The following is a 14,156-nucleotide window of genomic DNA, read 5'->3' as shown; positions in this document are numbered from 1 at the left end:
GAAAGTCAGTGACGGTGCGCCGCTTCCAAAGTTCCCATCGTGGCAGCAGAACAAAACGCTGCTCGAATGGCTCCATTCGCTGTAGGGCCGAGGAGGTTACGCACGCCGTTTGTTGGTTGCGGGCCTCCACATCCTGTCCAAACTTTTATGTACAGTTCCTACGACCGAGAACCTTTGCCTATCGCGAGTGGGATTTGAGACTGCGCATAAAACCTTTCGGCCGGTAATAGATCGACGTGGTCGAAATCGACGCATGGCGCAGGTTATCGCGCACGGCGCTCAGCTCGACGCCCTTGGCCAGCGCGTGCGTGGCATGGGTATGCCGCATCCAATGCGGCGTGGCACGGCGGAGCTTCTCGGTCAGCGGTGGGTGGTCGCTGGCCAAGCTGTCTGCGGCCAACCGGAAAAATCGGCGCATGACCTCCCAAAGCCGTAGCGCCGTGATGCCGGTCTCGCTTCCGTCCAAGCTACCGACCAGTGGCGTGGCCGGCTCCCAGCGGGCGCGGCTGATCGGTAAGCCGCGCTCCTGCAGATAGCGATCGAGCGCGACGCGCGCCAGCGGCGTCAGGGTAACCTTGGCTGGCTTGCCGCCCTTGCCAACGACATGCAGCCAGGGATCGCCAGCGGCATCCACCTCGACATTGCGCAACATCGCCTGGGTCAGTTCGCTGATCCGCAGTCCTGTGGCATAGCCGAAGTCCAGCAGGAAGCGCAACCGTTGCGCCGCCGATGCTTCCCATCCGTACGACCATTCGAGCCCGTTCGCGATGGCCCGCACCAGCAGCCATTCCCCTTCGGTGAAGGCGTGGGTCGTGGCCACTGCCTTTGCGTGCTGGCTGCCTCGCACTTTGATGCCGGCAAAGGGATTGGCCATGACATAGTGCTGCTCGACGAGCCAGCGGAACATGGCGCTGAGCACGGCGAGCGCCTGCGCCACCGAACGGGCCGACAGATTACCCGCAAACGGCCGCCAGTCCGGCGCCGTGCGCGGCCGCGGCGGCCCGACCCAGCGCTCACGCGGCGACGGCTTGCGCAGGAAGGCGCGGTAGTCCGTCGCATCCTTGGTGGTCAGCGAGGACAGTGCCTTGCCTCGCGCGACAATGGCCCACAGGATCAGCCGTTCCGCCTCCTTGCGGTAGGCGCGCTGGGTAGCCGGGGTTTCGTGCAGGGCGAGCCAGGCCTGGATGGCATCGTAGTCGTTGTCCGCGCCCAGGATGCAACTGGAAGCGGGCGCGCGGAACGCCCCGGCGGAACCATCAACGTCCTGCGGCACGCGCAGGATCTCCCACGGGGCGACATCCGACCGCTGCCCGGCAACGACCAGCGCGCGGGCCCGTTCCGTGAGTGCCGGGTGCGCGGCGAAGAAAGCCTCGATGCTCCGGGCGCTGGCTGGGCCGAGCCCCGGGATCGCGGTCCACCACTGCCGCCGGCGCGGTATCCGCACAGTAAGATCGGCTAGGGTATGGATCCCTGCAGCGTGCAAGGCATCGACCGCGCGTGCCGGCAGCCAGCGAGTGAGCTCGTCGCTGATCTGCGGCGTGGGACGGGGCAGAGTGCGCAGTTGCTCGACCGCCTGCGTCGTGGCCTTGGCATGGCGCTGACGTTGAGCAGTCGGGCATTCGAACAGCGTCGCCAGATCGGGCCGCTGGCGTTGGCGGGCGTACTGGGCGAGTTGCCGCCGGATCTGTCCGATGAGGCCACGGGCAGACTGGCCGGGCTCGAGACGATCGGCAAGAAAGCGCGCGGCAGCCTGTCGAGAGGATGCCCCCTCATACCAGGCGCGCAGCGCGGCCAGTGCCGCGATGTCCGGGAAGCCGTCGGGGGTGGGCAGGTGTCGGGGCATTTCGGCGGAAGAGAGTTTGGTACCAAAATGATAGTATAAGGATAATAACCCTTATCTCTGTAGCAATCACGCAAACGAACTTCCGTCGCGTTGTCACAAGGCCATCATCACCTCCGGTCTGGATTGCCCCCCTGAACAGCCTACCCACGTGTACGCCGGACCGCTTACGAACAGCGTGACAGGTACCTTTCGACCCAACGCGGACGTCTCGCTTGACTTGCGGTTATGGCAGCTTTCACAGTCAAAGCGGCCATTGCGCTGGTTGCCGACTAAGCGACAAAACGCGGTCGACCTCTGCGGCGCTGCTTTGCTATTTTGCGGAAACGGCTTCTGCTCCGCACGCCAGTATCACGATGTCGTCAACTCCCGCATGGCCAAGGAGCGACAGATGAGCAGGGCTGACGAAGGAACTGAGGACGCAGGTTCGGTCGCTATTTTGAACGGAAGTTCTGTCGCCGCATCTCGACGCTGGAGATATGTCGCGCCTCCGTTACAGTGTCGACCGCGCGTGCCGCCAACGTCGAACACAGGCCCAGTAAAGCCTGTGAAGCGCGGCATCTTGCGTATTCAGCAAGGCCTGTCGGCCAATTATTAGCGCGTGCAGATCTAGAGTACCTTGCTCGGCCGCGCAGGCCAGGCATATTAACTGCTGCCGAGTGCTGCCTCGCCGAATCCACTCGTCCAGCACGCTTGCCAGCTTTTCTTGGTAAGCCTCGCTGCCAGGCAAGGCGATGGCTTGTGCGATCCGCTCGGCGTCAATGCGCATGCGACGGATCTCGGTGATAAGGTTCGTCGCGGAGGTTGCCCGGTTGTGAGGACTGCAGGCGCTTTCGTGCATGGTCCGTAAAGGTGTCGCCGGTGAGTAGACCCGGTGCCGCTGAAATGCCATCGCTCGTTGGGTCAAATTCGTCCAGTGTCGTGGGTGTCGTCCACGACTTCGTCCGTTTCCTCCGTGTCCAATTCTTGCTCTTTCGCAGCCGACAGGAGGTTGTGCTTGACCTGGGTCAGCATGTCTGCCAGCGCAAGGCGGTCTTTCACGCTGAGTCCACTTAGCATGCGCTCACTCATCTCGTTGCTCTTGGCGCGCATTTCCGAAATTAGGCGCGTACCCTTGGGCGACAGATAGACGCGCTTGGCGCGCCGATCGACCGCGTCAGGGCGTCGCTCGACCATCTCCGCGCTTTCCAGCCGTTCGATCAGCCCGCCAAGGGCCGCCTTGCCGATATCGAGCACGGTCGCCAGATCGCTTTGAATCATGCCGTCGTGACGCGACAGATGTGCCAAAATCCACCACTGCGATCGTGTGACTCCCAGTGGCTTCATGAACTCATCGAAGACCTTACGGCGCAACCGCGAAACATCGTGCATGAGAAAGCCCAGCCGCTGATCCCAATTCTCATCCTTGATTTTGCGCATTCTGGTTGTCCTGGTGATCTGGGCTTCGCCGGCGGGCGCTGCGTCTGGCTTGTCTACCTCCGCCGGCGGCAATTGTGGTTGGCCACGCTTCGCCCCTCGCGTAGCCTTGGATTCGGTGGCCCGCGCGGGCGCTGATCTACCTTGTAGTGCTTTCACGGGATCACCTGATCGAAGCCTCGTCCGGCATGACCGGCTCGAAAGCGAACCGGACCACGATTTTACAATTCTTCGGGTTGATAACCCCAAAAAGGCCGACTGTTCGAGCGTCGTCAATACGACTTGGGCAGGCCAAGCACCTTTTCTGCGATATAGCACAAGATCAACTGCGGTGAAATTGGCGCGATACGCGGAAGCATTGCTTCGCGGAAATACCGCTCGACGTGATACTCCTTGGCATAGCCCATGCCGCCATGCGTCAGCACAGCGGTCTCGCATGCGCGGAATCCGGCTTCGGCGCAGAAGTACTTGGCCGCGTTTGCCTCCGCGCCCGCCGGTTGGCCCTGGTCATAGCGCCATGCGGCGCGCTGATAAAGCAGGGTGCCCGCTTCCAGGTCGATCCATCGTTCGGCGAGGGGATGCTGCACGCCCTGGTTCTGTCCGATGGGCCGGTCGAATACTATGCGTTCGCCCGCATAAGTGGCGGCGCGCTTCAACGCAGCCCGTCCCAGACCGGTCGCCTCGGCTGCCAGCAGTACCCGTTCAGGATTGAGTCCATGCAAGATGTACTCGAACCCGCGCCCTTCTTCGCCAATGCGATCCTCGACGGGAATCTCCAGGCCATCGATGAACAACTGGTTTGAGTCCACCGCCTTTCGACCCAACTTCTCGATTTCGCGCACTTCGATCTTGCTGCGGTCAAGGTCTGTATAGAATAGACTGAGGCCCTGCGCCGGGGAGGTGACCTCCTCAATCGGCGTGGTCCGGGCAAGCAGCATGATCTTTTGGGCTACCTGGGCCGTGGAGATCCAAACTTTTTGCCCGTTGACGACATAGCGGTCGCCCTTGCGGATGGCTCTCGTCTTGAGCTTCAACGTGTTCAGGCCGGTGTTGGGTTCCGTCACTCCGAAGCACGCTTTGGTCTGCCCGTCGATAATGGGCGGTAGCCAGCGTTTGCGCTGCTCGTCGCTGCCGTGCACCACTACGGGATGCAGGCCAAAGACATTCATATGAATGGCGGATGCGCCGGAGAGCCCGGCGCCGGAGGCCGCAACCGTCTCCATCATCAACGCGGCCTCGCTGATGCCAAGTCCCGCGCCGCCATAATCGGCGGGCATGGCCACACCGAGCCAGCCGGCCTTGGCCATGGCTGTGTAGAAGTCGTCGGGAAAGCCACCTTCCCTGTCCTTCCTGAGCCAGTATTCATCATCAAAAGGCTTGCAAATTTCCTCCACCGCGGAGCGGATGGCAAGCTGGTCATCGGTAAGGGAAAAAATCATGGTCTGCCTTGTGGTTTCGATATGAACGAGAGATTGTGCGAGGGCGGCGCGCGGAGCGGTCAGAGAGTGACTGCCGGCGAGACAGGCTATGCGGGGAACAGACGGATTAGACGCTTGCCAAAGTTTTCACCGCGGTATAAAGCCGCGATAGAACCAGGCGCCTCTCCAATGCCGTCCACGATCTCCTCGCGGTAGCGCAGGCTACCGTCGCGCACCCAGCTTGCGAGCCGCGCCACGGCTTCCTCATAACGGTGTTCGTAATCCCACACCAGGAAGCCCTCCATGCGGGCGGCCTTGTTCAGTAGATGCCGTTCAGGCCTTGGCCCGGTGGGCCAGGGCTCCCAGCTTGCCACCGAAGCGGTGCCACAGACGACGATTCGCGCGCCCTTGTTGATACGCCTGAGCACGGCGTCGGTGATCCAGCCGCCGGCATTGTCGTGATAGACATCGACTCCGTCCGGACAGGCTGATGCTAGCCGCTCCTCGAAATCAAGCGCCTTGTAGTCCACCGCTGCCTCGAAGCCGAATTCTTCCAGACAAGCGGCAACCTTCGCCGCGCCGCCGGCGATGCCAACGGTCCTGCATCCCATCAGCTTCGCAATCTGCCCTACCGCCGAGCCGACCGAGCCAGCGGCGGTGGAAACTACGACGGTGTCGCCGGGGCGCGGCATGCCAACTTCCGTCAGCGCAAAATAGGCGGTGACGCCATTGATGCCGAGCACACCGAGCGAAAGCGACAGCGGCAAGTCGTTTTCGATCACCTTGCGGCGGATCGCACGTGGCGTGGACACGCTGTACTCCTGCCACCCCAGCATGCCCATGATCTTGTCTCCGACGGCGAAGTCTGGATTCCGGGAAGCCACTACCTCGCCCGCGGCGAAGGCGCGCATGACGTCGCCAATCGCCACCGCATCGGCATAGTTCTGCGCAGCATTGACCCACCCACGCATCGCTGGCTCGACCGACAAAAACGCGTTACGCACCAAGATTTCACCTTCCAACAAGTCCGGAACGGCAGATTCGACGATCTCGAAGTGATCCGCCTGCGGAATGCCGTGCGGCCTGGACTTGAGCCGCACTTGCCGGCTCACGAGGTTATCCAACATGACGAGCTGCTCCAGTTGACACGAAAGAAGGGTTGCGTGTGATGTCTACCGCGGTCGGCGAAACAGACGATCGCTCTGCCGTGCAACTCGGCCAAGCCATCAAAATGTAGTATGTATCCATCCGATTAGGTATGCCAGCATACTAATGCCATACCTACTTTTGGAAACCAAGGGAAAACCATTAATCCTTGCAAATTGTGGGCAACAAAAGCGCCTTTAGCGCCGCGTTCTGAGTTCCTTGCAACTTTCTTTTCTTTTCACTTGCCATCGAAAATCTAAGGATTTAGTATGCATGCATACGACGTTTCGATCTGAGGAGACATGATGGCTGGTTTGTACTTTGAGCAGTTCGAGATAGGTCAGATGTTCCGGCACGATGTTCGTCGGACGGTGACTGAAACGGACAACGTGCTGTTCAGCACCATGACCCACAATCCCGCCGCGATTCACATCGATGCCGAATACTCGAAGGGCACGGAGTTCGGCAAGCCGCTGATGAACAGTGCATTCACTTTGGGTCTGATGGTCGGCATCTCCGTGGCGGATACCACGCTGGGAACGACGGTCGGCAATCTTGGCTGGGACGAAGTCCGCTTTCCCCGGCCGGTTTTCGCTGGCGACACGCTGCGCGTCGAAACGACAGTGCTGGAAAAGCGGCACAGCAAGTCTCGGCCAGAGAACGGCATCGTGGTGTTTCAGCACACTGCCTTTAACCAACGCGACGAGGTAGTGGCCTCGTGCAAACGTAGCGGCCTGATGTATCGACTCCCGGCAGAGGCGCGGTAAGGATCGTGTGCCTAGCGCCCTGGTACGGCGCATCGCCCATATTCCGGACGAGGCTTCGACTTTCCGAAGCTCAAGGAGACATCATGAAGAAACCCAGCAAAGTCATCATCACGTGCGCGGTCACGGGGTCCATCCATACGCCTTCCATGTCACCCTATCTGCCGATTACGGCTGAGCAGATCACGGAGGACGCGGTCGCCGCGGCCGAAGCGGGCGCAGCCATGCTGCACCTGCATGCGCGGAACCCGGAGACCGGCGCGCCCGATCAGAGCGTGGAGCGCTTCGCGGCATTCCTCCCGCGGATCCGGGAGCGGTCCAACGCGATCCTTAACATCACGACCGGCGGCGGGCTGGGCATGACCCTGGACGAGCGCCTCGCGCCGGCCAGATGGGCTCAGCCGGAGGTGGCCTCAATGAATATGGGTTCGCTCAACTTCAATATCGCAGCGGCGGGCGAGCGCATCAAAAAATTTAAGCACGAATGGGAAAAGCCGTACCTGGAGAAGACCCGCGACTTCATCCTTTCCAATACCTTCAGTCAGATCGAGCGGGGCATGCTTCTGCTCTCCGCACAGGGCACGCGCTTCGAGTTCGAATGCTATGACGTCGGCCACTTGTACAACCTTGCCCACTTCGTCGACCGTGGCATGGTCAAGCCGCCGTTCTTCGTGCAATGCATTTTCGGCATCCTCGGAGGTATCGGCGCGGACCACGACAACCTGATGCATATGCGCATGATCGCCGATAGGCTTTTCGGCGAAGACTACTACCTGTCGGTACTGGCGGCCGGCAAGCACCAGATGCCGTTCGTCACCATGAGCGCGCTGCTTGGCGGCAACGTCCGGGTCGGTCTCGAAGACAGCCTATACGCTGGCAGAGGACAACTGGCGACCTCGAACGCGGAACAGGTATCGAAAATCCGCCGCATCCTTGAAGAGCTTTCGCTGGAGATCGCTACGCCGGAGGAAGCTCGCCGGATGCTGCAAACCAAGGGCGCCGACAACGTTGCGTTCTGAGCAAGTTATCCGCCCACCAGTGCGATTGATAGGAAGACAGCAAATATGGATGCATTGAAAGGACTGCGGGTCGTCGACTTCTCCAAGGTTCTGGCGGGCCCGCTTTGCACACAGTATCTGGGCGATATGGGGAGCGAGGTCATCAAGGTGGAGCCGCCGCGAGGCGACGATACCCGCCACTGGCCGCCTTTCCATGATGGCACCGGCACGGTGTTCCTGAGCGCGAACCGCAGCAAGCAAAGCGTAGTACTGGATTTGAAGTCGCCGCTCGGCAATGAAGCCGCCCAGCGCCTGATCGACACCGCCGACATCGTGGTGGAGAGCTATGGCCCTGGCGTAGCGAAGCGGCTTGGCATTGACTACGAAACGCTGTCGGCAAGAAAGCCGGGCCTCATCTACTGCAGCATCTCAGGCTTCGGCAGCGCGGGGCCTCTGTGCAACGGCAAGGGGTATGACGTTATCCTGCAGGCGTTCAGTGGCATGATGTCGGTGACAGGCGAGGAGGGCGGGCCGGCCATCCGCAGCCCCATCTCTCCGATTGACCAAGCCACTGGCATGCATGCGGCCATCGGCATCCTCGCCGCAGTGGTCAGGCGCCTGCAGACCGGTGCGGGCATGCGCGTGGAGGCGGCGCTATTCGATACTTCGCTGGCGTTCATGGCCTACGTCATGCAAAGCTACTGGGAGCGCGGCACTGAGCCGATCCGGTGGGGCTCCGCGCACGAGTCCTTGTGCCCGTACCAGGTGTTTGACACACGCGACCAGCCGATGTTGCTCGGCGTCGCCAATGACGCACTGTGGCAGGCCTTTTGCAAGGAAGTTGATGCGCCGGATCTTGCGTCGGATCCTCGCTACCTTACCAATGCCGATAGAGTCAAGAGCCGCGGCCAGGTGCTGCGCGAAGTCGCAGCCCGACTCTCTGGTGGCACCTGCGACGAGTGGGTGACCCGCTTCTCGCGCGCTGGCATACCCTGCGCACCTATCCTAAGTGTGGGCGAAGTCGTCACGCATCCTCACACCGAGGCGAGCGGCATGATCAGGCACCTCGTCGGCGGCGCTGCCAAAGAGGGCGTGAACGTTGTCTCCCAGCCGCTGCGATTCGATGGCGAGCGTTCGGAGCCCAGCGCAGCCCCGCCCGAATTGGGTGCACACACACGCCAGGTGCTACAGACTTTGGGATATACCGAGGAGCAGATTGGGCTTTTCGCCATGCCGGTATCAAACTCAACGGGTGTAGCAGCGTCTGAATCTAGGAGCTAAAGAGTGCCAATTGATTTTCACGTCGATGGAGGCATTGCCACCATCACGATCAACCGGCCGGAGCGACGCAATGCTCTGGACATCGAACACTATGAATTGCTGTCCCGGGCATGGCAGACCGTGCGTGATGATGACGGCATCCGTGTCGCCATAATCACTGGCGCGGGCGACCAAGCATTCTGTGCCGGCGCCGATCTGAAATCCTTCGTGGGCGCTAAGCCGCAACTCAGCGCGTTGATGCGGACGCAGAGCCAGCAACTGCTCAATCGCGGTCTCGAAGTTTGGAAGCCCGTGGTGGCGGCCGTCAACGGCTACTGCCTCGGGGGAGGCATGACGCTGCTGCTGGCAACCGATTTGCGTGTCTGTACGGATGCGGCCACTTTCGCGTTGAGCGAGGTACAGCGCGGCGTCTTTCCCGCCAACGGCGGCACCCAGCGCGTGGTCCAGCAACTACCGCACGCGATTGCCATGGAGATGCTGCTGATCGGCGACCGCTTCGATGCCGCGACCGCGCAGCGGTGGGGGCTGGTCAACCGGGTAGTACCTGCCTCCGCGTTGATGGAGGCTGCGCGCGAATATGCGAGCCGGCTGGCGGCTAACGCGCCGCTGGCTGTACAGATGGCGAAGGAACTGGCGCTGCGCAGCCGCGACAGCGATCTAGCCACCGGCCTACGTATGGAGCAGGTATTCCTGCGGATTTTGCAGGAGTCAGACGATGTCCGGGAAGGTACGCACGCATTCGCCGAGCGGCGGGTGCCACGCTTTGAGGGGCATTGAATTGATCACGACTACCATGGTGAGAGGGGGTTGAAATGGCGTTAAGGTCTTTGTTGTTCGTGCCAGGCGACAGCGAGCGCAAGCTCGCCAAGGGGGAAAGCGTGGGCGCAGACGCTCTCGTGCTCGACCTGGAGGATTCGGTGGACGTCTCGCGCCTCCCGCTGGCCCGGGGGATGGTGCGCGAGTATCTCGCGAGTCGCGACCGGACCGGTCCGGACTTGTGGGTGCGCATCAATCCGCTTGATTCGGGGTTGGCCCTCGACGATCTGGCAGCGGTGGTGCAAGGCGGCCCCGCTGGGATCTTTTTACCCAAGGGCAGTGGAGCGCCCGATATCGTGCTGCTGGACCAATACCTTCGCGCGCTTGAAGCGCGCGAGGGTATTCCTGTGGGTTCGATTGGCATCTTGCCGGTGGCTACCGAAACCCCTCAGGCGATGTTCACGCTGGGCAGCTATGCTGGATCCAGCGCGCGTCTGCGCGCTTTGACTTGGGGAGCGGAAGACCTCGCGGCCGCCGTCGGCGCGAGCGGCAACCGCGTCGAGAACGGTGAGTACGAGTTCACATATCGGATGGCGCGCTCGTTGTGCTTACTGGGCGCGCATGCGGCGGGTGTGACGGCTATCGATACCATCTGGGGAAACTTCCGCGATGCGGCGGGTCTTCAGCGGGACGCGGCCAGTGCGCGCCGTGCGGGGTTTTCCGGGAAGATCGCTATTCATCCGGACCAAGTGCCGCTGATCAACGAAGCCTTCACGCCCGACGCTAGCGAGGTGACGCGCGCGCGCCGCATCGTCGAAGCCTTCGAGCAGGCTGAGGGTGCAGGGACGCTGCAGCTCGACGGGGAAATGCTGGACCGCCCGCATCTGAAGCAGGCCCAGCGCCTACTGGCGAGCCTTCCTGCTCAACAATGACGACATAGCGCGCCGGGCGGCGTGCATAACAGGAGACAGAGATGGCTTTTTTGTTCAAAACGCTATGCGCCGTCGCCGGGGCATTCGTGGCCTGCGCGACAGCAGCCCAAGCGCAGTCGAATTACCCCTCACAGCCGGTGCGGCTAGTGACGGCGTTTGCCGCAGGGAGCGCCAGTGACATCGTCGCCCGCATGTTTGCAGACAAGCTGCGCAGCGCGCTGGGGCAGCCCGTCATTGTGGAGAACAAGCCCGGCGCGTCGGGCCAGATTGCAACCGACTATGTCGCGCATGCCAAATCGGACGGATACACGCTGCTGTTGGCGACCAACACCACGCATTCGTCCAACCCATATCTATTCCGTAAGCTGCGCTACGATCCTATCTCGGATTTCACACCCCTCGTACAGGTGTGCAATTTTCCCTTCCTGCTCGTCGTCGGCGGCAAGCTACCGGTCAAGAACGTCGGTGACTTGTTGAAGTATGGCAATGCCAATCGCGGCTCGGTCAACTACGCCTATGGCAACAGTACCGGGCAGATCGCCGCCGCCTCGTTCAATAAAATCACCGGCATGGGTGCCGCCGGGGTGCCGTACAAGAGCACACCACAGGCCATGACGGATGTCATCGGCGGACAGGTTAGCTTCATGTTCGTCGACCTCGCCTCGGCAGCCTCGCAGATCCAGTCGGGAAACTTGAAAGCACTTGCTGTCTCATCGGAAAAGCGCAGCGCGCTCGTGCCCGACTTGCCGACGGTTTCCGAGTCTCTGGGTAAGCCGGGCTTTGACCTGGTGGCGTGGGTCGGCATTTTTGGACCCGCCCGGATGCCAGCGGTGATTGCAAAGCGACTGGGCGACGAACTCTATAAGATTGCCGCGTCGCACGAAGTAGACGAAAAGCTGCGGCGTCTCGGGGCCGAGCCAACGCCTGCCCCGGCTCACGAGTTCGGCGTCTTCGTGGCACGCCAGAAGGCAGTGTGGGGCGAGAAGGTGAGGGAGGCGGGCATACAGCCGGAGTAAGCAGAACAGGCAGCGCGATAGCGGAGGGAGACCCAGGGGAACGGCGCCGAGCTCCGCCGGTATCGCGTTCTCGCTACGGTGCGTGTCGAACACTGTCATTGGATACCTAGGAGCGACCTGCACACGTATGGCGACTACTCCGCTCCTCGCCGCAAGGGCCTTTCGATATCAGCAGGACCCCAGATCCCCGGTGAACTAGTCGTCAGGGACCGCATGGTCGAGAAGCGGCATGTGCGCTTGGACTGGGGAAGAAGGCGCACGCAGGGTCGAGGTCAGAGTAGCTGGGCTTGAACGGGAATTCTCGGCAGAGCGCATCTCAGCGATCGATATAGCCGTCTCGCGTCACGGTTAATACGTTGTTGTACCAAGGCCGGCACCCAGCTAGAGCAATCGTAATCTGACGAATTCGACCTCGTGCTCTCGACGTGGCTGCTCCCTTTGGACTATGGGATGACCATCGCCTGATGGCGTATTGCCCATGAGTGTCCGCGGTTCGGCGGGCTGCCCAGCAAACTAAATGTAGATCTGTTCGCTATTGTGCCAATACCAACTGTCGCAATCTCGGTGGATTGACTTCTTAAATAATCGTCGTCGCAAGGCGGTCGCCTGTTTGGTCGGCAGGCGTTTGTCGGTCTCCAATCGGACAAGTTCAGTGCGCTGACGTTCGGCCGGCAGTACACCTCAATGTTCGACGCGTACGCAAGCTTCGGTGTACCTGCTCGGCCCGGCATTTCGCTCAGACAACGCCATGTTTGGACCGGTGACGGCGGTGGCGCACTGGACGTTTGGCACCGGCGCAGGGTCGATAGGCGTGGTGCCGCTCGCAGGCTCAGGGGCGGGAGAATCGGCCGGCCATTTTCGCGACAACAGCGGATATGGCGCTGGACTGACGTATGCGTCGGGTCCTTTTGGCATGACGCTCACCTATGATCAGTGGAATCCGGCGGTGACGGCAGGAAACGCGGGGCGGGTCAAAAAGGCGGGTGGGCAGGGTTTCGGTGCTTCCGGCAATGAAGCTGCCCTTTCTGACCGCTGTGTAGCACAGTACGGCCGTCCGCCGTATAGTCGGCGAGTGGCCGTACTTGGCCGCTCGCGGACATTGGCACCCACCAACCGTCTTGGTGTCATCCACGGTCAGATGGCCTGCAAAACCTTGCCCACGAAGTCGGCCTGCGGAGAAATCCCGGTAGCCAACTGGCGGATCTGTGCCCGAACGGCTTCGAGATCGGCCCCGGCATGGCCGGCGGCCTGCATCGTGGCCCGGCTTGCATCGAGGACATCGATCCCCGTGATCTCGTAGCCATAGCCCTGCGAGATCCAGTGCAACGCCGCCATCCCGGCGGCCATGGCGAACGCTGGCCGCTTCTGCGCAAAATCCCTGGCCGCGCGCGTCAGCGTGCGTGGATCGGTCGGGCTGGCGTTGGCCAACTCGATGGCAAGGTCCAACAAGCCAGCGTCCTTGGCTGCGGCAAACCACTTGCCCGGCGCCTCAGGCGATTGGGAGATCAGATCACGCAGGATTGTTTCTTGCCCCTTGTGCGGATATTTCTTGGCGATCGCCCGAAAGGTCGCCAGGTAGGTTGTGCCGCGGTTGGCTTCATGCGCATAGCGTTGGTAGGCCTCGTCGGCGAGGCCCGATGACAGCAGGATTTCTTCACAAGCCTGCGCAACGAGCCCGTCCGGGCTGTTCAGACCGCGCGATGCTTCTGCGTAGGCGAGGGCTTCGGCTTTCCTGCCCATCGCGACCAGTGCCTTGACGGCCCACTGTCGATCATGCCACCACTTGAAGGGGGCAAGGTCCAGCAGCGCGATCAACTGCGCATGCCGTCCTGCCGCGTAAAGCGAAGCCAGGCAGATCGGGATTCCCGCGAAAAATCCGCCGGCACGCTCGCCCCATATATGTTCAACCAGAGGCAAGAACCTGTCCGCCCATGTGCTCGCGATCTCTGGAGTTACGCAAAGCCGGTCCCAGTCGTCGCCCAATGCCTCGATATAGGGAACGCCTTGATCCTGGATCGCTTCCCAGAGACGCTCGAGCCATCGCTCACGGGTTTTGGTATCGACTGGCGCGTCGGCAAGGATCGGGACCAGTACCTCAATCGCCCGGTTCACTGCCGTGCCGAGCGCCCCGGAAGAGCTATCGACGTGTTCCAGCGCGGGCCAAAGCCTCTCCAGGAATTTCACAGCGCCCTCGGCCGCGAGCACCGCATCGGTTCTCGCAACTTGCTTGATTTCAGCGATCGCTTCCTTGATACGCTGTATGGGCGCATCCGAGCGCCAGCCGAACGCATGGCGACGAAAGCGCTGAGTAAATTGCCACTTGTGTCCGGCTGGCTTCATATTGAATCGTCGTAATCATCGTCTGTTTTGGATCGCAAATCCTGCAGGGGACGCAGCGCGACGATCATCCGGTCGAGCATCATCACCCAGTCTTCCAGCTCCTCGATGACACAATCAGCTTGTTCCACTATTGATCTTTCCGTAAATCATGACATCACCACAACGTTGCCTGAACCCAGCACGCGGCGATGATCGAAGGCCGGTGTTGAGCGCTTTTGAGCTTGTTGCGGGCGACGGTATGCAACTCGT

13 protein-coding genes and 1 pseudogene are annotated in these 14,156 nt (G+C 61.4%); 7 read left to right on the top strand and 7 right to left on the bottom strand.

Going from position 1 to position 14,156, the window contains the following annotated elements; genetic code table 11:
• Positions 1–178: 178 nt before the first annotated feature.
• The 5 genes from DN412_RS40235 to DN412_RS40215 form a co-directional block, all read right to left on the bottom strand.
• Entirely contained in the window at positions 179–1,843 is a 1,665-nt protein-coding gene (locus tag DN412_RS40235; RefSeq protein WP_115216623.1) for a site-specific integrase, read from the bottom strand.
• 490 nt (positions 1,844–2,333) lie between these two features.
• Positions 2,334–2,609, bottom strand: a complete 276-nt coding sequence (locus DN412_RS40230; protein WP_133303168.1) for a hypothetical protein — start codon at positions 2,607–2,609, stop codon at positions 2,334–2,336.
• A gap of 134 nt (positions 2,610–2,743) precedes the next feature.
• Positions 2,744–3,259, bottom strand: coding sequence for a MarR family winged helix-turn-helix transcriptional regulator (locus DN412_RS40225; protein ID WP_115216621.1), 516 nt, complete (start codon positions 3,257–3,259; stop codon positions 2,744–2,746).
• 269 nt (positions 3,260–3,528) lie between these two features.
• Positions 3,529–4,695 carry an acyl-CoA dehydrogenase family protein gene (locus DN412_RS40220; protein ID WP_115216620.1) on the bottom strand — a complete coding sequence of 389 codons (1,167 nt, stop codon included), beginning with the start codon at positions 4,693–4,695 and terminating at the stop codon, positions 3,529–3,531.
• 86 nt (positions 4,696–4,781) lie between these two features.
• Positions 4,782–5,801 (bottom strand): NADP-dependent oxidoreductase, encoded by a 1,020-nt coding sequence (locus tag DN412_RS40215; RefSeq protein ID WP_115216619.1) that lies wholly within the window; start codon positions 5,799–5,801, stop codon positions 4,782–4,784.
• A 324-nt stretch (positions 5,802–6,125) separates the two neighbouring features.
• On the opposite strand from DN412_RS40215, the gene DN412_RS40210 reads away from it, so the two are divergent.
• The 7 genes and pseudogenes from DN412_RS40210 to DN412_RS46150 all read left to right on the top strand — a co-directional run.
• Positions 6,126–6,587 (top strand): MaoC family dehydratase, encoded by a 462-nt coding sequence (locus tag DN412_RS40210; protein ID WP_115216618.1) that lies wholly within the window; start codon positions 6,126–6,128, stop codon positions 6,585–6,587.
• 83 nt (positions 6,588–6,670) lie between these two features.
• Positions 6,671–7,603, top strand: coding sequence for a 3,5-dioxohexanoate:acetyl-CoA acetone transferase (gene kce, locus DN412_RS40205; RefSeq protein WP_115216617.1), 933 nt, complete (start codon positions 6,671–6,673; stop codon positions 7,601–7,603).
• Positions 7,604–7,648: 45 nt separating this feature from the next.
• Positions 7,649–8,863 (top strand): CaiB/BaiF CoA transferase family protein, encoded by a 1,215-nt coding sequence (locus DN412_RS40200; RefSeq protein ID WP_115216616.1) that lies wholly within the window; start codon positions 7,649–7,651, stop codon positions 8,861–8,863.
• A gap of 3 nt (positions 8,864–8,866) precedes the next feature.
• Positions 8,867–9,640: an enoyl-CoA hydratase/isomerase family protein gene (locus DN412_RS40195; protein ID WP_115216615.1), complete on the top strand. Its 774-nt coding sequence runs from the start codon at positions 8,867–8,869 to the stop codon at positions 9,638–9,640.
• Between the two features lie 35 nt (positions 9,641–9,675).
• The gene (locus tag DN412_RS40190; protein WP_115216614.1) at positions 9,676–10,551 is read left to right on the top strand and encodes an HpcH/HpaI aldolase/citrate lyase family protein; all 876 of its coding nucleotides are present in this window, start codon (positions 9,676–9,678) and stop codon (positions 10,549–10,551) included.
• A gap of 41 nt (positions 10,552–10,592) precedes the next feature.
• Entirely contained in the window at positions 10,593–11,567 is a 975-nt protein-coding gene (locus tag DN412_RS40185; RefSeq protein ID WP_115216613.1) for a Bug family tripartite tricarboxylate transporter substrate binding protein, read from the top strand.
• A 588-nt stretch (positions 11,568–12,155) separates the two neighbouring features.
• Positions 12,156–12,549 (top strand): annotated as a pseudogene (locus tag DN412_RS46150) (porin); the annotation flags it as partial.
• Between the two features lie 152 nt (positions 12,550–12,701).
• Here DN412_RS46150 and DN412_RS40180 read toward each other — a convergent pair.
• Positions 12,702–13,907 (bottom strand): hypothetical protein, encoded by a 1,206-nt coding sequence (locus tag DN412_RS40180; RefSeq protein ID WP_115216612.1) that lies wholly within the window; start codon positions 13,905–13,907, stop codon positions 12,702–12,704.
• Positions 13,904–14,035 carry a hypothetical protein gene (locus DN412_RS45585; RefSeq protein WP_279635304.1) on the bottom strand — a complete coding sequence of 44 codons (132 nt, stop codon included), beginning with the start codon at positions 14,033–14,035 and terminating at the stop codon, positions 13,904–13,906. Before DN412_RS45585 ends, DN412_RS40180 begins: the two co-directional genes overlap by 4 nt.
• Positions 14,036–14,156 lie beyond the last annotated feature (121 nt).

Origin of the sequence: Cupriavidus lacunae (genome assembly GCF_003353055.1) — a bacterium.
Lineage (GTDB): Bacteria > Pseudomonadota > Gammaproteobacteria > Burkholderiales > Burkholderiaceae > Cupriavidus > Cupriavidus lacunae.
Note: the sequence above shows the minus strand (reverse complement) of the source record. Positions and strands in the feature narration are given on the sequence as shown.

What these genes read in the sequence shown, in the direction of transcription:
- DN412_RS40235 (WP_115216623.1), bottom strand. Translation starts at nt 1,843, where the DNA reads ATGCCCCGACACCTGCCCACCCCCGACGGCTTCCCGGACATCGCGGCA.
- DN412_RS40230 (WP_133303168.1), bottom strand. Translation starts at nt 2,609, where the DNA reads ATGCGCATTGACGCCGAGCGGATCGCACAAGCCATCGCCTTGCCTGGC.
- DN412_RS40225 (WP_115216621.1), bottom strand. Translation starts at nt 3,259, where the DNA reads ATGCGCAAAATCAAGGATGAGAATTGGGATCAGCGGCTGGGCTTTCTC.
- DN412_RS40220 (WP_115216620.1), bottom strand. Translation starts at nt 4,695, where the DNA reads ATGATTTTTTCCCTTACCGATGACCAGCTTGCCATCCGCTCCGCGGTG.
- DN412_RS40215 (WP_115216619.1), bottom strand. Translation starts at nt 5,801, where the DNA reads ATGTTGGATAACCTCGTGAGCCGGCAAGTGCGGCTCAAGTCCAGGCCG.
- DN412_RS40210 (WP_115216618.1), top strand. Translation starts at nt 6,126, where the DNA reads ATGGCTGGTTTGTACTTTGAGCAGTTCGAGATAGGTCAGATGTTCCGG.
- kce (WP_115216617.1), top strand. Translation starts at nt 6,671, where the DNA reads ATGAAGAAACCCAGCAAAGTCATCATCACGTGCGCGGTCACGGGGTCC.
- DN412_RS40200 (WP_115216616.1), top strand. Translation starts at nt 7,649, where the DNA reads ATGGATGCATTGAAAGGACTGCGGGTCGTCGACTTCTCCAAGGTTCTG.
- DN412_RS40190 (WP_115216614.1), top strand. Translation starts at nt 9,676, where the DNA reads ATGGCGTTAAGGTCTTTGTTGTTCGTGCCAGGCGACAGCGAGCGCAAG.
- DN412_RS40185 (WP_115216613.1), top strand. Translation starts at nt 10,593, where the DNA reads ATGGCTTTTTTGTTCAAAACGCTATGCGCCGTCGCCGGGGCATTCGTG.
- DN412_RS40180 (WP_115216612.1), bottom strand. Translation starts at nt 13,907, where the DNA reads ATGAAGCCAGCCGGACACAAGTGGCAATTTACTCAGCGCTTTCGTCGC.